Origin of the sequence: Burkholderia sp. MSMB1498, assembly GCF_001526245.1 — a bacterium.
In the GTDB taxonomy this organism is placed as follows: domain Bacteria; phylum Pseudomonadota; class Gammaproteobacteria; order Burkholderiales; family Burkholderiaceae; genus Burkholderia; species Burkholderia savannae.
This window is the reverse complement of record NZ_LOYJ01000099.1, coordinates 74,005-90,768: the sequence shown is the minus strand read 5'-3', so window position 1 is coordinate 90,768 and position 16,764 is coordinate 74,005. Positions and strand designations below refer to the sequence as shown.

General features: G+C 68.9%; 17 protein-coding genes, 2 tRNA genes and 1 pseudogene. 6 read left to right on the top strand and 14 right to left on the bottom strand.

Going from position 1 to position 16,764, the window contains the following annotated elements:
- Positions 1–71: 71 nt before the first annotated feature.
- A complete protein-coding gene (locus WS91_RS21005) occupies positions 72–293 on the bottom strand; it encodes an RNA-binding S4 domain-containing protein (RefSeq protein ID WP_038744499.1) in 222 nt (73 codons plus the stop codon).
- A gap of 306 nt (positions 294–599) precedes the next feature.
- Here WS91_RS21005 and WS91_RS21000 point away from each other — a divergent pair, with 306 nt between their 5' ends.
- Positions 600–1,085 (top strand): hypothetical protein, encoded by a 486-nt coding sequence (locus tag WS91_RS21000; RefSeq protein WP_038744496.1) that lies wholly within the window; start codon positions 600–602, stop codon positions 1,083–1,085.
- Positions 1,086–1,308: 223 nt separating this feature from the next.
- Here the strand turns inward: WS91_RS21000 and WS91_RS20995 are convergent, their stop codons facing one another.
- The 8 genes and pseudogenes from WS91_RS20995 to fdxA all read right to left on the bottom strand — a co-directional run bounded on the left by WS91_RS20995 (position 1,309) and on the right by fdxA (position 6,034).
- On the bottom strand, positions 1,309–2,094 hold the full coding sequence (locus WS91_RS20995) for a DUF4088 family protein (protein ID WP_038744494.1): 786 nt from the start codon (positions 2,092–2,094) through the stop codon (positions 1,309–1,311).
- Between the two features lie 244 nt (positions 2,095–2,338).
- Positions 2,339–2,680, bottom strand: coding sequence for an AzlD domain-containing protein (locus tag WS91_RS20990; RefSeq protein ID WP_038744493.1), 342 nt, complete (start codon positions 2,678–2,680; stop codon positions 2,339–2,341).
- A pseudogene (locus WS91_RS20985) lies at positions 2,677–3,370 on the bottom strand (AzlC family ABC transporter permease). The gene WS91_RS20990 and the pseudogene WS91_RS20985 overlap by 4 nt, the downstream one beginning before the upstream one ends.
- Positions 3,371–3,676: 306 nt before the next feature.
- Complete coding sequence (locus tag WS91_RS20980; protein WP_059670940.1) at positions 3,677–4,708, bottom strand: AraC family transcriptional regulator; 1,032 nt, start codon at positions 4,706–4,708, stop codon at positions 3,677–3,679.
- Between the two features lie 40 nt (positions 4,709–4,748).
- Positions 4,749–5,231: a CreA family protein gene (locus tag WS91_RS20975; protein ID WP_038750273.1), complete on the bottom strand. Its 483-nt coding sequence runs from the start codon at positions 5,229–5,231 to the stop codon at positions 4,749–4,751.
- 139 nt (positions 5,232–5,370) lie between these two features.
- A tRNA-Asn gene (locus WS91_RS20970) sits at positions 5,371–5,446 on the bottom strand.
- 80 nt (positions 5,447–5,526) lie between these two features.
- Positions 5,527–5,602: transfer RNA gene (locus WS91_RS20965), tRNA-Asn, on the bottom strand.
- A 108-nt stretch (positions 5,603–5,710) separates the two neighbouring features.
- Positions 5,711–6,034: a ferredoxin FdxA gene (gene fdxA, locus WS91_RS20960; protein ID WP_038750276.1), complete on the bottom strand. Its 324-nt coding sequence runs from the start codon at positions 6,032–6,034 to the stop codon at positions 5,711–5,713.
- 265 nt (positions 6,035–6,299) lie between these two features.
- Between fdxA and pncB the strand changes: the two genes are divergently transcribed.
- From pncB to rmuC, 5 genes are all read left to right on the top strand, one after another.
- Positions 6,300–7,499: a nicotinate phosphoribosyltransferase gene (gene pncB / locus WS91_RS20955; RefSeq protein ID WP_038750278.1), complete on the top strand. Its 1,200-nt coding sequence runs from the start codon at positions 6,300–6,302 to the stop codon at positions 7,497–7,499.
- Positions 7,500–7,655: 156 nt separating this feature from the next.
- A complete protein-coding gene (locus tag WS91_RS20950; RefSeq protein WP_038750279.1) occupies positions 7,656–8,318 on the top strand; it encodes a LutC/YkgG family protein in 663 nt (220 codons plus the stop codon).
- An 82-nt stretch (positions 8,319–8,400) separates the two neighbouring features.
- A complete protein-coding gene (locus WS91_RS20945; protein ID WP_059670939.1) occupies positions 8,401–9,831 on the top strand; it encodes a sodium:proton antiporter in 1,431 nt (476 codons plus the stop codon).
- 82 nt (positions 9,832–9,913) lie between these two features.
- Positions 9,914–10,903, top strand: coding sequence for a 2-hydroxyacid dehydrogenase (locus WS91_RS20940; RefSeq protein ID WP_038750283.1), 990 nt, complete (start codon positions 9,914–9,916; stop codon positions 10,901–10,903).
- A complete protein-coding gene (gene rmuC, locus WS91_RS20935) occupies positions 10,900–12,375 on the top strand; it encodes a DNA recombination protein RmuC (RefSeq protein WP_038750285.1) in 1,476 nt (491 codons plus the stop codon). Before WS91_RS20940 ends, rmuC begins: the two co-directional genes overlap by 4 nt.
- Before the next feature lie 259 nt (positions 12,376–12,634).
- Here rmuC and WS91_RS20930 read toward each other — a convergent pair whose 3' ends face one another.
- The 5 genes from WS91_RS20930 to moaA form a co-directional block, all read right to left on the bottom strand.
- The gene (locus WS91_RS20930; protein ID WP_038750286.1) at positions 12,635–13,138 is read right to left on the bottom strand and encodes a GNAT family N-acetyltransferase; all 504 of its coding nucleotides are present in this window, start codon (positions 13,136–13,138) and stop codon (positions 12,635–12,637) included.
- Positions 13,135–13,422: a hypothetical protein gene (locus WS91_RS20925; protein WP_038750288.1), complete on the bottom strand. Its 288-nt coding sequence runs from the start codon at positions 13,420–13,422 to the stop codon at positions 13,135–13,137. The genes WS91_RS20930 and WS91_RS20925 overlap by 4 nt, the downstream gene beginning before the upstream one ends.
- A 36-nt stretch (positions 13,423–13,458) precedes the next feature.
- Positions 13,459–14,757 (bottom strand): molybdopterin molybdotransferase MoeA, encoded by a 1,299-nt coding sequence (gene moeA, locus WS91_RS20920; RefSeq protein ID WP_038750290.1) that lies wholly within the window; start codon positions 14,755–14,757, stop codon positions 13,459–13,461.
- A gap of 109 nt (positions 14,758–14,866) precedes the next feature.
- The gene (gene mobA, locus WS91_RS20915) at positions 14,867–15,490 is read right to left on the bottom strand and encodes a molybdenum cofactor guanylyltransferase MobA (RefSeq protein ID WP_059584606.1); all 624 of its coding nucleotides are present in this window, start codon (positions 15,488–15,490) and stop codon (positions 14,867–14,869) included.
- A 36-nt stretch (positions 15,491–15,526) separates the two neighbouring features.
- The gene (gene moaA / locus WS91_RS20910; RefSeq protein WP_038750293.1) at positions 15,527–16,639 is read right to left on the bottom strand and encodes a GTP 3',8-cyclase MoaA; all 1,113 of its coding nucleotides are present in this window, start codon (positions 16,637–16,639) and stop codon (positions 15,527–15,529) included.
- Between the last annotated feature and the right edge of the window lie 125 nt (positions 16,640–16,764).

The window sequence follows — 16,764 nt, the reverse complement described above, 5'->3', positions numbered from 1 at the left end:
AATGAGATTACGAGTTTCCGCGAACGCTGTCGATGCCGGCTTCTGATGGCCTTACGGCCGACAGGGGCTCGCTACGTCGCGGCGTGCACGGCGATGCGCGTGTCGCCGAGCAGCACGACCTGGCCCGCGCGGATCTTGCACGTCTTGCGCAGCTCGGGCGCGCCGTCGACCTTCACCGCGCCCGACGCGACGAGCATCTTCGCCGAGCCGCCGCTGTCCGCGAGACCGGTGAGCTTGAGCAAGTTATGCAGTTCGACGAATTCGCCGGTCAGCGTGAAATCCAGGTTGGGCATGGCAGTGAGAACGGGAAAGAAGAGCGCGCCGCGCGACGGCGGCATCGCATCATAAGCGATGCGCGGCGCAAGCGGTGTAAGGCGCGCGTCAAATGTTTTCGGGGGTTCGCGCGATTCGGGCCGCCGCGTGTAAGCGAGTGTGTCGAACTCGTCAGCAAATGAAACGGTGGGTAACAGTTGTCGAGAACGGCGAACCGCGAACGAAATCGGCCGGTCTGTACACGGACTCGCTGCATGTCGCGGCGGGCACATAGCGGCGGCCTTCGACGGCACGCCGTTCCAACGACTTTGTTGAGGAGAATTGCGATGTCCAAGATTCGTGCAATGTTGATCGGTGCCGCGGTGGCGGCGGTGGCGACGACCGCTTTCGCGCAGACGGCCGGCGTGGCGACGCAAGGTTCGGTCGGCGGCTCGGCCGACGTGCTCGGCCAGAAGGCGGGCGCGAGCGCGCAACTGAACGCGGGCGGCGACCTGTCGGCCGCATCGCCGGAAGCGGCGGCGAATGCCGTCAAGCATTCGGCGAAGAAGCACGTGACGCACGCGAAGGCCAAGGCGAAGGCGAAGGCCGACGAAGCGGCCGAGCTCGGCGCGGACGCGAAGACGAAGGCGAGCGGCGCGGTCGAAGGTGCGACGAATGCGGCGGGCAACGCCGTCAACGGCGCGACGAGCGCGGCGGGCAATGCGGTCGGCGGCGTCGCGGGCGCGGCGGGCGGTCTGGCGAAGGGTGTCGCGGGCGGCGCGAACGGCTCGCTATCCGTCAACGGCGGCGTGAAGGCCGGCGCGGGCGAGTAAGCGCCGAAGGCCGGCGCGCGGCAAGCGGGCTTCGCCCCGGAAGGCTCGCCTGGCGCATTGCGCGTCGACCGATGGACGACGGCCCGGATCGCATCGCGCGGTCCGGGCCGTTGCGTTTTAGCGGTCCGCCTTCGTGCTCGAACCGCGTTTGCGCGCGCGCGAACGAGCGCGCCGCGCGTGACTGGTTACGGCCAACGGCAATTGCAACGGCTATGGCTACTGGCTACTGGCGGCGGCGCCCCTGCGGCTGCGCCGTGTTCTGCGCGCCGCGCGCGGGCGGCGTGACGATGAACACGCTGCGCAGCCACGCGGCGATGCGCGTGAAGATGTCGTACGGCTCCTCGACGAAGATCTCGGGCTTCAGGAGCCGCAGGTATTCCATGATCTGCTGCGCTTCCTGCTTCTGGAACGAGCCGTGCGCGATGCCGAGCCTGAGCAGCCCGCGCAGCTCGCCGAGCTTCTCGCGCGCGACGCTGCCGACGCTCATCTCGCACGCGAGCTTCGCTTCGTACACGCGTTGCCGCAGCGATTCGGCGAGCCGCCACGCGGGCGTCTGCATCCGCTCCTCGAGCGTCTGAATGTCGGTGACGGCCGCCTTGATCTGCGCGGCGAGCGGATCGACGAGCGCCGCATCCCCCTGCGCGCCGGACACGACGGCGGCCGCCCATTCGCGGCATGCTTTCGCGAGTTCGTCGGGCGTCCATTCGGAGCGCGACGCGAAGCCGAAGCCGAATTCGCCCGCCTGCCGGATCAGGATCGCGACGACGTCCGGAAACTCCTTGTCGAGCGTGCGCTTCGCCCACGCATACTGGCCGCCTTGCAGGAGCCGCTGCACGGCGTGCTCGGTGAGCGGCACCATGCTGTCGAGCAGCTTCGCGCGCAGGAAATCCTCGAACGACGGCGTGACGAACTGCGGATCGAGCTTGAGCGACACGCGCAAGAACGCATCGAAGTCTTTGCGCAGGGAAGCGACGGTGTCGTCTTTCAGCGTGAGAGTGATTTGGCCCATGTCTGTCTCGATGCTCGATGCCGGTCGGCTCGACCGGCGCTTTCGCCCGCGCGCAGCCGACGTGGGCAGGCCGCGTGTCGGCTGCGCGGATCGGCCGGCTGGCCGTCGGTCGTCGTGCTGTCCGGCTGGATCGGATGACGGGATTCGGTCGCCGGGCGCGGGGCTTCATCTTCTTAACGGCTGTGCGCGCGGGAACTTGAGGGCCGTGCGCGCCGATGCCGCGCGTGCGGGCGGCGCACGCGGCTCAGCCCGGCAGCCAGCCGCGCGGCGGCACGATCGCCTGCCAGAAAAAGAACACGGCGAGCCCGGCGGCGATCGTGACGAGCGGCCGGCGCGTCGCGGCGGACACGAGCACCGCGGCAGCGGCGCCGACGAGCCGGGGATTGCGCCAGGTCAGCTCCGCGTCGCCGCCGTGCGGCGCGAGCGTCATCGGCACGATGATCGCGGTCAGCACGGTCACGGGGACGAAGCGCAGCGCGGCGAGGAGAAGCGGCGGGAAGGCGAGGCGATCGCCGAGCAGGAAGAGCGTCGTGCGGATCGCGTACGTGAGCGCCGCCATTCCGAGAATCAGCAGCGCGTAGCTCATGATGCGGCCTCCGCGCGCCGGCGCGCGCGCTGCTCCGCGAACCAGGTCAGCGCGACGCCGATCACGACGCCCGCGGCGACGGCGGCGAGCAACCCGAGCTTGTACGGCCACGCGCGGCAGAGGAGCGCGACGGCGCCCGCCGTCACCGCGGCGGCGAGATTGCGCAGCGAGGCGAGTTGCGGCACGACGATCGCGATGAACGTCGCCGCCATCGCGAAGTCGAGCCCGAGCGACTGCAGGCGCGGGAACGCGGCGCCGAACAGCAGGCCCGCGATCGTCCACACCTGCCAGTTCACGTACATCGCGACGCCGGAGCCGAAGAAGTGGTACGGCCCGGTCGCGCCGGGCTCGGCATGACGGTAGTGCGCGTACGCGACGGCGAACACTTCGTCCGTCATCAGCGCGCCGAGCGTCGTGCGCCACCGCAGCGGCAGATGCGCGACGTACGGCGCGAGCGTCGCGCTGTAGAGCAGATGGCGCAGATTGACGACGAACGTCGTCGCGAGCACGACCGCATAGCTCGCGCCGCCCGCGATCAGGCCGAGCGCGATGAACTGAGCGGAGCCGGCGAAGAGCGCGAGCGACATCAGCTCGCCGTGCCACGGCGCGAGCGGGCCCGTCGTGACGAGCGTGCCGAAGATCACGCCGAAGGGGGGCGGCGCCTACCATCATCGGAACGGTGTCGCGCATGCCGGCGGCGAATTCGCCGAGCCGGGCGGGCGGGGGATGCGTGGAGCGGGACTGGGACAAGGCGGCTACCTCCTGTGCGATGGAGGATAGCCGCGCGGGAGAGGCGCTCGCTTGTACGTTCTTGCGATGTCGATGTCGTGAAGGCCCAGCCCGAGCCAAAGCCCGAGCCAAAGCCAAAGCCAAAGCCAAAGCCAAAGCCAAAGCCAAAGCCAAAGCCAAAGCCAAAGCCAAAGCCAAAGCTGGTACCGGTACCTTCGCCGGAGCGGGAAGCGACGGCGGCGGCGATGCGCGTCTGTCGCTACAACGCTACGACGGCTGCCATCGCCCGGGCGGCACGCCGAACATCCGTTTGAAATGGCGGGTGAAGTGGCTTTGATCGGAGAAGCCGCACGCGGCGGCGACGTCGGCGACGCTCGCGCCCGCGCGCAGCGGTGCGAGCGAGCGTTGCAGGCGCAACTGGTTGCGCCATGCGTGCGGCGGCATGCCGGTTGCGCGCGAGAACAGGCGCGCCGCATGGAACGGCGACAGCCCGGCCGCTCGCGCGACGTCCGACAGCGTGACGGATTCGGACAGATCGGCGGCGAGCCGCTCGCGCATCGCATCGACGCGCCGGCGGTCGGCCGCGACGTCGCGCGGCGCGGTGCGATTGCCGGCGTGACGCGCGATCAATGTCGAGTAGGCGTCGAGCATCGCGGTTTCGGCGGAGAGCGGATCGTCGATCGGCCGGGGCGCGCTTGCGTCGCGAGGGAGCGCATCCGGCAGCCAGGCCGAAGTCGAAACCGAGCCGGAACCCGAATCCAAAGCCGGACCGGAATCCGGACTCGAAGCCAAACCCGAAGCCAAACCCGAAGTGCGGCCCGCCGCCGCGACGCGTTCGCCTCGCAGCAGCCGATCGATCGCCTCACGCAGCCCCGTCGCGCCGCTCGCTTCCATCAGCCGATGCGCGGCGACGAGCCGCGCGGCGAGGTCCGCGTCGTGGATGACGTCGAGCCGGAACCACGGCTGCGGCTGCGGCGTGCCCGCGATTTCGTCGGCGAGCGCGCGGATGAAGTCGACGGGCACGTAGGCCACGCGATAGCGCCAGCCGTCTTCGGCCGCGCGCGAGCCGGTGTGGATCTCGCCCGGATTGATGACGGGGATCGAGCCCGTGTCGGCGACATAGGCGCTGCCGCGGCACGTGTAGCGCTCGGCGCCCGCCACGATGACGGGAATCGTGTACGCGTCGTGCCAGTGCGGCGCGAACGCATGGTCGCGGTAGGTCGCCGTGACGAAGTCGGCGTCCGGCAGCAGCGGCGTGCGCCAGTATCGGACCTGCTCGTGCGCGCGTTCGGATCGCATGGCGGCGGCTCGCGACGGTCCGGCGATGCGGGTGCGCCCGTTATCTGACCGGAATCGGCGTGCCGGTCGGCACGGGCACCGCGGTCACGCTGTTCTTCGGGCTGCCCGTCGCGATCCGGTCGCTGTAGGTCAGATAGACGAGCGTGTTGCGCTTCTTGTCGACGACGCGCACGACGTGCAGCGTCTTGAAGATGAACGACAGCCGCTCGCTGAACACGTCGGTCTGCTGCCTGAGCGGCTCGGTGAAGCGGATCGGGCCGACCTGCCGGCACGCGATCGACGCCTCGGTCGGGTCCTCGGCGATGCCGAGCGTGCCCTTGATGCCGCCCGTGCGGGCACGCGACACGTAGCACGTGATGCCGCTCACGAGCGGATCGTCGTACGCTTCGACGACGACGCGGTCGGAGCCCGTCAGGCGGAAATTGGTGTTGACGCTTGCGACTTCCTCGGCGCGCGCGGCCGGCGTGGCGATCGAGACGAGGGCGGCGCAGGTCGCGAGGACAGCGAAATAACGGTTTTTCATCGGTGGGGAAGCGGCGGATGCGTGGCGAGAAGCAGAGCACGACTCTAGCACGCCGCCGCCGGCGCGACGGTGCGCGGCACAACGAAAACGTAGAGGGGAAAAGCAAAAAGGCCCGTCGCGAACGACGGGCCTTCGAAGCTGGCTCCCCGACCTGGGCTCGAACCAGGGACCTACGGATTAACAGTCCGGCGCTCTACCGACTGAGCTATCGGGGAATAAGACGGTTCGGCGTGCTTGACGCCTCGAAACTAGGCGGCCATGAAAAAGCCCGTCTGCAACGGGCCTTTGCAATTCTTGGCTCCCCGACCTGGGCTCGAACCAGGGACCTACGGATTAACAGTCCGGCGCTCTACCGACTGAGCTATCGGGGAACAAACAGCAGAGAAATGAAATTCTATGAGGCGCTGGCCGATCTGTCAATACTTTTGCACATCGGCTTCGTCACGCGACGTCGCGTCGCGCCCCGCGAGCGCGGGCGATCAGCGCTCGAGCAGGTGCAGCTTGTCCTGCACGTCTTTCCACTCGTCGGCGTCGGCGGGTGCGGGCTTCGTCTTCGTGATCGACGGCCAGTTCTTCGCGAGCTCGGCGTTCAGCGGGGTGAACTGCTGCTGGTCGCCCGGCACGTCTTCTTCGGCGTAGATCGCATTGGTCGGGCATTCGGCGACGCACACCGCGCAGTCGATGCACTCGTCCGGATCGATCGCGAGAAAGTTCGGGCCTTCACGGAAACAGTCCACAGGGCATACATCGACGCAATCCGTGTATTTGCACTTGATGCACGCTTCAGTCACAACGTGGGTCATTCAAAACGCTCCTGCGGCGGAATCTAGGTATGTATGGGGGCGACGCATGGCGCCAAAACCGGCATTGTAACTGATGCGCCAAACCCGCATTGCGCGCTCGACTTCGCCGCTTATACCGTTTCGTGATTAGTTTATGGCGGAACGCGCGGCGCCGCGGCGCTTCGGCGCGGATTTGCGCCGCATTCGGGTAACATGCGTCAACCGGAGGGCAGGCGTGCCGCGCGCGAACGCTCGGGCTCCGTCTCGATCTTGGCAGTCTGGAATCATGATCATCACTTCGCTGCTCGATACCGACCTGTACAAATTCACGATGATGCAGGTCGTTCTGCATCATTTTCCCGCCGCAAGCGTCGAATACCGCTTCAAGTGCCGCACGCCCGGCGTCGACCTCGTGCCGTACATCGACGAGATCCGCGCCGAGGTCCGCTCGCTGTGCGAGCTGCGTTTCACCGATCCCGAGCTCGACTACCTGCGCCGGCTGCGCTTCATCAAGAGCGATTTCGTCGATTTCCTCGCGCTTTTTCATCTGAACGAGAAATACATCTCGATCATGCCGTCGCAAAAAGGCAGCGGCGAGATCGACATCGAGATCAAGGGGCCGTGGCTGCATGCGATCCTCTTCGAGATCCCGGTGCTCGCGATCGTCAACGAGGTGTACTTCCGCAACACGCAGCGCCGGCCCGACTACCGCGAAGGGCGCGAGCGGCTGCGTGAGAAGATCCAACTGCTCGGCGCGAAGCCCGAGTTCGCCGATTGCAAGATCGCCGACTACGGCACGCGCCGCCGCTTCTCGAAGATCTGGCACGAGGAGGTGCTGCGCACGCTGCGCGACGGGCTCGGCGCGCAGTTCGCCGGCACGAGCAACGTCTACTACGCGATGCAGCACGAGATCACGCCGCTCGGCACGATGGCGCACGAGTATCTGCAGGCCTGCCAGGCGCTCGGCCCGCGGCTGCGCGATTCGCAGACCTACGGCTTCGAGATGTGGGCGAAGGAATATCGCGGCGATCTCGGAATCGCGCTGTCGGACGTCTACGGAATGGACGCGTTCCTGCGCGACTTCGACATGTATTTCTGCAAGCTCTTCGACGGCGCGCGCCACGACTCGGGCGATCCGTTCGACTGGGGCGAGCGGCTCATCCAGCACTACGAGGAAAATCGCTGCGATCCGCGCACGAAGGTGCTCGTGTTTTCCGACGCGCTCGACATCCCGAAGGTCATGCAGCTGTACGAGCGGTTCCGCGGGCGCTGCAAGCTCGCGTTCGGCGTCGGCACGAACCTGACCAACGATCTCGGCTACCAGCCGCTGCAGATCGTCATCAAGATGGTGCGCTGCAACGGGCAGCCCGTCGCGAAGCTGTCCGATTCGCCCGGCAAGAGCATGTGCGACGACAAGGCGTACCTCGCGTATCTGCGCCAGGTGTTCGGGATCACGCAGCCGCCCGACGACGACGCGGGCAAGTGACGCCGCCCGCAAGGGCGGCGCGCGAGCGCGGCCGCATCGACGCAGCGCGCATGCGGGCCGCACGGCCCGCTTTTTTTCGTGTCCGCCGCGACGGGCGCGCGCCGCATCGGCCGGTATAATCGGGCCGGTATCGAAGGCCATCGTCACGAGGAGTTCATGGACACATCGGCTGCCCGCCGCAACATCCTCGCGCGCATCCGCGCCGCGCAGGGCCGCCCGGCCGAGCTGGCCGAGGTGGAGCGCGAGCATGCGGCCGATTACGTCGCGCGCCATCCGGCGGGGCCGCGGCCGCCGCTCGAAGGCGATCTCGTCGCGCGCTTCGTCGACGAGGCGCTGCGGCTCGAGACGACCGTCGACACCGTCGCGTCGATGCGCGACGCGCCCGCCGCGGCCGCCGCGTATCTGCGGCGCACGGGGCTCGGCACGCAGGCGATCGCGTGGCCGACGCTCGACGAACTCGACTGGGCGGGCGCGGGGCTCGCGGTCGAATTCAGGAAGCCCGTGGACGGCGACGTCGTCGGCATCACCGGCTGTTTTTGCGCGACGGCGGAAACCGGCTCGCTCGTTCTGCTGTCTAGTCCGAAGACGTGCTCGTCCGCCGCGCTGCTGCCCGAAACCCATATCGCGCTCGTGAGCGCGTCGCGCATCGTCGCGGGGCACGAGGACGCGTTCGCGTTGATCCGCGCGGAGCGCGGCGCATTGCCGCGCGCGGTGAACTTCGTGTCGGGGCCGTCGCGCACCGGCGACATCGAGCAGACGATCGTGCTCGGCGCGCACGGGCCGTATCGCGTTCACGCGATCGTCGTGCGCGACGCGTGACGCGTGACGCGTGACGCGTCACGCCACGGTCGCCGCCGTCGCGTTGCGCGCCGTATCCATTCGCAATTCAAGAGGAACTCACATGAAACGACATGCCGCCTGGGCGGGCATGGCGCTGGGAGGCGCGCTAGGCGCCGCTCCCGCGCTCGCATCGGCCGCAACGCTCGACGGTGCCGCGCTTTCCGCGTTCTGGGCGATCCCGTTCGCGGGCATCCTGCTGTCGATCGCGCTCTTTCCGCTGATCGCGCCCGTGTTCTGGCATCACCATTTCGGCAAGATCGCCGCGGCCTGGGCGGTCGCGTTCCTGATTCCGTTCGCCGCGACGTTCGGCTTCGGCACCGCGTTCGGCACGCTGATGCACGCGCTTTTCGAGGAATACATTCCGTTCATCGTGCTGCTGACGTCGCTGTATACGGTCGCGGGCGGCATCTGCGTGCGCGGCAACCTGCACGGCACGCCGAAGCTCAACACCGGCATTCTCGCGCTCGGCACCGTGCTCGCGAGCGTGATGGGCACCACGGGCGCCGCGATGTTGCTGATCCGGCCGCTCTTGCGCGCGAACGACAACCGCAAGCACGTCGTGCACGTCGTCGTGTTCTTCATCTTCCTCGTCGCGAACGCGGGCGGCTCGCTGTCGCCGCTCGGCGATCCGCCTCTCTTCCTCGGTTTCCTGAACGGCGTCGATTTCTTCTGGACGACGATCCATCTCGCGCGGCCGATGCTTTTCATCTGCGCAATCCTGCTCACGCTCTTTTTCGCGATCGATACGTACTTCTATCGGAAGGGCGGCGAGGAGCGCAAGCCGTTCCTCGATCCGACGCCCGATTCGCACGGCGTGTCGATCGAGGGCAAGATCAACTTCGTGCTGCTCGGCGCGGTGATCGCGCTCGTGCTGATGAGCGGCTTGTGGAAGCCGGGCGTCACGTTCGACCTGTTCGGCACGCACGTCGCGCTGCAGAACGCGGTGCGCGACGTCGCGCTCGTCGCGGTCGCGCTCGTGTCGCTCGCGATCACGCCGCGCTCGGCGCGCGAGGGCAACGCGTTCAACTGGGCGCCGATCGAGGAGGTCGCGAAGCTGTTCGCGGGCATCTTCGTGACGATCGCGCCCGTGATCGTGATCCTGCGCGCGGGCGGCGATGGCGTGTTCGCGCCGATCGTCCATCTCGTCACGGACGCCGACGGCAAGCCGATCGACGCGATGTATTTCTGGGCGACGGGCGTGCTGTCGTCATTCCTCGACAACGCGCCGACCTATCTCGTGTTCTTCAATCTCGCGGGCGGCGACGCGCAGGCGCTGATGACGACGGGCGCGACGACGCTCGCGGCGATTTCCGCGGGCGCCGTGTTCATGGGCGCGAACAGCTATATCGGCAACGCGCCGAACTTCATGGTGAAGGCGATCGCCGAGTCGCGCGGCGTGAGAATGCCGAGCTTCTTCGCGTACCTCGGCTGGGCGCTCGCGATTCTCGTGCCGGTGTTTTTGCTGACGACGTGGGTGTTCTTCGGCGGTTAGGCAAGATGACGATGACGGCCGCGCGGGCGGCGGGCGGCGCGATGCGCGCGTTCGCCGCCCGCGCGGCGTGACGGAGACGGCAATGCAGAAAATCCTGGTCGCGCACTCGATCTTCCCGGACGTGATCGAGCGGCTCAAGCAATATTTCGACGTGGACTGGAACGACGGCGACGCGCTGTCGCCCTTCGCGCTGAAGGCGCGTCTCGCGGACAAGGACGGCGCGCTGACGGCGAGCGACGTGATCGACGCGTCGGTGCTCGCGGCCGCGCCGCGGCTGCGCGTCGTGTCGAACATGGCGGTCGGATACAACAACTTCGACATCGGCGCGTTCAACGCCGCGCACGTGCTCGGCACCAACACGCCCGACGTGCTGAACGAGACGACGGCCGATTTCGGCTGGGCGCTGATGATGGCGGCCGCGCGGCGGATGGCCGAAGCGGAGCACTGGCTGCGCGCTGGGCAGTGGCGCAAGTGGTCGTACGACAGCTTTCTCGGCGCGGACATCCACGGCGCGACACTCGGCGTGATCGGCATGGGCCGCATCGGCCAGGCGCTCGCGCGGCGCGCGCGCGGCTTCGACATGCGCGTGATCTATCACAACCGCTCGCGCGTCGCGCCGGAGATCGAGGCGCAGTTGAACGCCGAGTACGTGTCGAAGGCGGCGCTCCTCGCGCAGGCCGATCACGTGGTGCTCGTGCTGCCGTATTCGGCCGAGACCCGCCATACGATCGGCGCGGCCGAGCTCGCGCTGATGAAGCCGACCGCGACGCTCACGAACATCGCGCGCGGCGGGATCGTCGACGACGCCGCGCTCGCCGCGGCGCTGCGCGACAAGCGGATCGCCGCAGCCGGCCTCGACGTGTTCGAAGGCGAGCCGGGCGTGCATCCGGCGCTGCTCGAGGTGCCGAACGTCGTGCTGACGCCGCACATCGCGAGCGCGAGCGAAGGCACGCGCCGCGCGATGGCGAATCTCGCGGCGGACAATCTGATCGCGGCGCTCGGCGTCGGGCCGCGCGCGGGCCGTCCGCCGAATCCGATCAATCCCGGCGTGCTGGGGAAGGCTCGCATATGACCGAAACCTTGTTGCTGGCCGCCGTCGTCGCGTTGGCGGTAGCGCTCGCCGTCGCGCTCTTCGCGCTGCTGCGCGGCGGCTCGCGCGGCGAAGGCCTCGAGCGGCTCGCCGAGCAGATCGACGACGCAAACGACGCGCACGCGCATGCGGCCGAGCGCCTCGAGCGCGAGCTGCGCGCGGAGATCGTTGACGGCGCGCGCAACTCGCGCACCGAGCTCGCGGGCAACTTCGCGCAACTGCAGCAGACGCTCGCCGCGCAGCTCTCGAGCGTCGCGACCGTGCAGAACAGTCAGATCGACGGCTTCGCGCAGCAGCTCGCGAAGCTCGTCGCGGGCAACACGCAGCAGTTCGACGCGATGCGCGACACGCTGCAGCGGCAGGCGCAGCTCGCGCGCGAAGAGCAGGGCGCGGCGCTCAGGCATTTCGGCGACACGCTCAATCAGCAGCTCAAGCAACTGACGGAGGCGAACGATCGCCGGATCGGAGAAGTGCGCGCGACGCTCGAAACGCGCCTGAAGGAAATCGAGGCGAACAACGCGGCGAAGCTCGAGGAGATGCGCCGCACCGTCGACGAGAAGCTGCACGCGACGCTCGAGCAGCGGCTCGGCGAATCGTTCAAGCTCGTGTCGGACCGGCTCGAGCAGGTGCATCGCGGGCTCGGCGAAATGCAGACGCTCGCGGCGGGCGTCGGCGATTTGAAGAAGGTGCTGACGAATGTGAAGACGCGCGGCACCTGGGGCGAAGTGCAGCTCGAGGCGCTGCTCGAGCAGATGCTGACGCCGGACCAGTATGCGAAGAACGTCGCGACGGTGCCGAAGAGTGGCGAGCGCGTCGAGTTCGCGATCCGGCTGCCGGGCCGGCACGACGACGGCGCGACAGGCGAAGCTCAGCCGGTGTGGCTGCCGATCGACGCGAAATTCCCTCGTGAGGATTACGAGCGCCTGATCGACGCGCAGGAGCGCGCGGACGCGGCGGCCGTCGACGAAGCGGCGCGCGCGCTCGAGGCGCGGATTCGCGCGGAGGCGCGCACGATCGCCGAGAAGTACGTCGCGCCGCCGCATACGACCGATTTCGCGCTGTTGTTCCTGCCGACCGAAGGGCTCTACGCGGAGATCCTGCGCCGTCCCGGCCTCACCGATCTGCTGCAGCGCGACTATCGCGTGACGGTCGCCGGCCCGACGACGCTGACGGCGCTCCTGAACAGCCTGCAGATGGGCTTCCGGACGCTCGCGATCGAGAAGCGCTCGAGCGAGGTCTGGCAGGTGCTCGGCGCGGTGAAGACCGAGTTCGGCAAGTTCGGCGACGTGCTCGCGCGGACGAAGTCGCAGCTCGAGACGGTCACGCGCTCGATCGAGGCGGCCGAGCAGCGCACGCGCGTGATGAACCGCAAGCTCAAGCAGGTCGAGGCGCTGCCGGGCGAGGTCGCGAACGGGCTGCTGGGCGCCGACGGCGCGGAGGCGGACGAGAGCTGACGCGCGCCGCGCGCAACGGCGAAAGCATCGCTGGTCTCGCGCGCCTCTGGCGTGCGGAACGAAAAACGGGGCGCCGCGTGCGCCCCGTTTTGCTTTGCCGGTTCGATCGTGTGCCGGGCGGCCTCGTTCGGCTTCGTGCGCTCGCGTTTTTGCCGGCCGCCCGTCGCGTTTCGCGCCGATCGCGGGCCGAAGCAAGCGATGTCGGCGTGATGCCGGCGTGACATCGACGCGCATGGACGTGCATCGGCTCGCGGCCGATTCAGGCGCCGCCGCCCGCGAGCCGCGCGAGCGCGTCGCCCGTCACGCGCACGACGCGCCAATCGGGCAGCACGTCCGCGCCCATCTTCCGATAGAAGTCGATCGCCGGTTGATTCCAATCGAGCACGGTCCATTCGAAGCGGCCGCAGCGGCGCTCGACCGCGATCGCCGCGAGCCGCCGCAGCAACTGCGTGCCGAGGCCCGTGCCGCGCTGCGACGGCTGCACGTACAGGTCTTCGAGATAGAGGCCTCGGCGGCCGAGGAACGTCGAATAGTTGTGAAAGTAGAGCGCGTAGCCGACGATCGCGCCGCCGTTTTCCGCGACGAGCGCCTCGGCGGACGGCCGCGCGCCGAAGAGCGCGTCGGCGAGATCTGCTTCGGTCGCGACGAACAGATGCGTGAGCTTCTCGAATTCGGCGAGCTCGCGCATCAGCGCGAGCATCGCGGGCACGTCGGCCGCCGCGGCCGCGCGGATCGCGATCGTCTCGTCGGCCGCTGCGCTCACGCTTCCTCCGGCGCGTCCGACAGCACGATCTCGATGCCGCCGAAGCGCGATGCGACCCAGTTGTACGCGTGGCACGCGATCCACAGCAGCACGAAGCCGACGATCGCGTTCAGCAGCAGCGCGCTGAAGATCGTGCTGACGATCGTGCCCAGCCCGACCGATTGGTCGCGGATGAATGCGTTGACGATGCCGAGCAGCACGATCGGCACGCTGAACGTCAGATAAACGAGGATCAGCGCTTTCGCGGTCTGCCCCGGCGCGATCGATGAGATTTGTTTTTTCATATGCGAGTTGCCCCCGTGGAAGTGCTGAGATCGGATTCAGATGACGCCGTCGAACGGCAGGATGTCGACCGTCGCGCCGGCGTCGACGCGTGCGGCGTCGTGCGCGAGCACGATGAAGCAGTTCGCGTCGCTCAGGCTCTTGAGCGACGCCGAGCTTTGCGAGCCGGCGGGCGTCACGCGCCAGACGCCGCTCGCGTCGCGCGCCGCGCGCCCGCGCAGGAATTCGGTGCGCCCCGCGCGCTTCTTGAGCGGCGCGTCGCAGACGGCCGGGTAGCGGGGAAGCGGCGGCGCGTCGGCGCCCATCAGCGCGAGGAGCGCGTCGCGCACGATCACGACGAAGGTCGCCGCAACCGCGACCGGATTGCCCGGCAAGCCGAAGAAGAGCGCGGGCCGCGCGTCGCGTGCGCCCGCCCAGATGCGGCCGCACGCGAGCGGCCGGCCCGGGCGCATCGCGACGCTCGCGAACGTGACGTCGCCGAGCTTGTCGAGCAGCGCGCGCGTGAAATCGGCGTCGCCGACCGACACGCCGCCCGATGTGATCACCGCGTCCGCCTGCGCGGCCGCGGCCTTCAGCGTGGCTTCGAGCGCGGCGGGATCGTCGCGGACGATGCCGAGATCGAGCGCGTCGACGCCGACGCGCGCGAGCATCCCGGCGAGCGTCGCGCGGTTGCTGTCGTAGAGGCCGCCGTCGCGCAGCGGCTCGCCCGGCAGTTGCAGTTCGTCGCCCGTCGAGAAGAACGCGACGCGCACGCGGCGGCGCACCGCGACGTCGGCGATGCCGAGCGACGCGAGCAGGCCGAGATCGGCGGCGCGCACGACGCGGCCGGCGGCGAGCGCGCTCGCGCCGCGCGCGAGGTCCTCGCCCGCGCGGCGGCAGTGGTCGCCGCGCGCGGCGGCCGATGCGGGAAAGCGCACGACGTCGCCCGCCGCATCGACTTTTTCCTGCGGGATCACGGTGTCGCAGCCCGCGGGCATGCGCGCGCCCGTCATGATCCGCACGCACGCGCCGCTCGCGACACGCGGGCCGTCGAACGGATGGCCCGCGAGCGCGCGGCCCGCGACCGCGAGCTCGAGCGTGCCGTCGGCGGCCGGCGCGGCGAGCGCCGCGCCGTCGAACGCGTAGCCGTCCATCGCGGCGTTGTCGTAGGCGGGAATGTCGAACGGCGATGCGACGTCGCCGGCGAGCACGCGGCCGAGCGCATCGCGCAGCGCGACGCGCTCGACCTGCGCGACGCCCTCGACGAAACGCAACGCGAGCGCGCGCGCTTCGTCGACGGTCAGCGCGACGGCGTTCTCGGACGTGGCGGATGGCGTAGGCGTGGTGTGCGTGGTCATCGATGACGGCGCCGCTAGGCGGATTGTGTTCGGGGCCGGTGTCCCGGCCGCCGTTGTGACGCGCTCGCATCGCAAGCGGCGGGCGGCGCGAGCAACGAGATGCGGCCCGTCATGCGCGTTCGAGGCCGGCTAAGTCCCGCAAAGAGTTTGCATTGTAAAACGCCCGCTCGTCGTCAAACGGCACTTCGGCCGTCTTGTGGCGTGCGTACCACGCGCGCATCTTGCGCTCGCCGGACGCGAGATAGGCGCAGAGATCGTCGGCGAGCGCGGTGCTCACGAGCGCGAAGACGGGCTGCGCCGAGGCGCCGCCGTTCGCGTCGACGGTCGTCGCGAACGCGATCTCCGCGCGCTGCGCGTCGAGCGCGGCGCGCAGGCGCGCGGCGAGATCGGCGGGCAGGAACGGCGAATCGCATGGCGAGCACAGGACGAGCGGCGTGCTCGCCGCGCGCATGCCTGCGGCGAGCCCGGCGAGCGGGCCGGCGAAGTCGGCGTGCGTGTCCGTAATGACGCGCGCGTGAAACGGCGCGCCGAGCGCCGCGTATGCATCGAGATGGCGATTCGCGCTGATGACGAGCGCGTCGACCTGCGGCGCGAGCCGGCGCAACACGTGCAACGCGAGCGGCTCGCCGCGCAGCGGCTGCAGCCCTTTGTCGACGCCGCCCATCCGCGTGCCGCGCCCGCCTGCGAGCAGCAGGCCGGTGATCGTGGAGGAGGGGGCGGCGTGCGGCGGCATCGTGAAAGCGGCGGGCGCGTCGAGCGGGCGGCGCGCCTAGCCGCCGATGTAGGACATTTCGACGCGCTTCGCTTCGCTTGCCGCTTCTACCGTCGCCGGCGCGCTGCCGCGCAATTGCGAATAGCGGTCGGTGCGCGCCTGCCAGATGTGGCCGATCACGGTGGCGATCTGCTCGTCGGTCGCGCCGCCGCGCACGAGGCTGCGCAGGTCGTGGCCGGACGAAGCGAAGAGGCACAGATACAGCTTGCCTTCCGTCGACAGCCGCGCGCGCGTGCAGTCGCCGCAGAACGCGCGCGTGACGCTCGAGATCACGCCGATCTCGCCGCTGCCGTCCGCGTAGCCCCAGCGCTGCGCGGTTTCGGACGGCGTGTGCCGCTCGAGCGGCACGAGCGGGAAGTGCTCGGCGATGCGCGCGACCACGTCGGCGGACGGCAGCACTTCGGCCATGTTCCAGCCGTTCGACGTGCCGACGTCCATGTATTCGATGAAGCGCAGCACGACGCCCGTGCCCTTGAAGCGGCGCGCCATCGGCACGATCTCGGCGTCGTTGGTGCCGCGCTTGACGACCATGTTGACCTTCACGGGCGCAAGGCCCGCCGCCTGCGCGGCGAAGATGCCGTCGAGCACGTCGGCGCTTGCGAAGTCGGCGTCGTTCATTCGCTTGAAGAGCGTGTCGTCGAGCGCGTCGAGGCTGACCGTCACGCGCGAGAGCCCCGCGTCGCGCAGGCTTCTCGCCTTGCGCACGAGGAGCGAGCCGTTCGTCGTCAGCGTGAGGTCGAGCGGCCGTCCGTCGACGGTCGTCATCTTTGCGAGGCGCTCGATCAGGAATTCGATGTTTTTACGCAGGAGCGGCTCGCCGCCCGTGATGCGGATTTTTTCGACGCCGTGTGCGACGAAAAGCCGCGCGAGCCGCTCGATTTCCTCGAGCGTCAGGAGGGCGCTGTGCGGCAAAAACGGGTAATCCTTGCCGAACACGGTACGCGGCATGCAGTACACGCATCGGAAGTTGCAGCGGTCCGTGACCGAGATGCGCAGGTCGCGCAACGGGCGCGCGAAGGCGTCGCGGAGCGTGCCGCTCGGCGCGAGCAGGGCGCCGGGCAGATCGGGCGCCGCGCTCACCGGGGTCACGGGGATGATGCGTCGGGACATGTGCGTTGCAAGATAAGCCAGACCTCCATTTTAGCTGGAAGCGCCGGGAGGGGCCGGGCATGGAAACCCGCAGAACCGGAGCACAGACAAAAAAGCCCGCCTTTTCGGGGCGGGCTTTTTCGTGC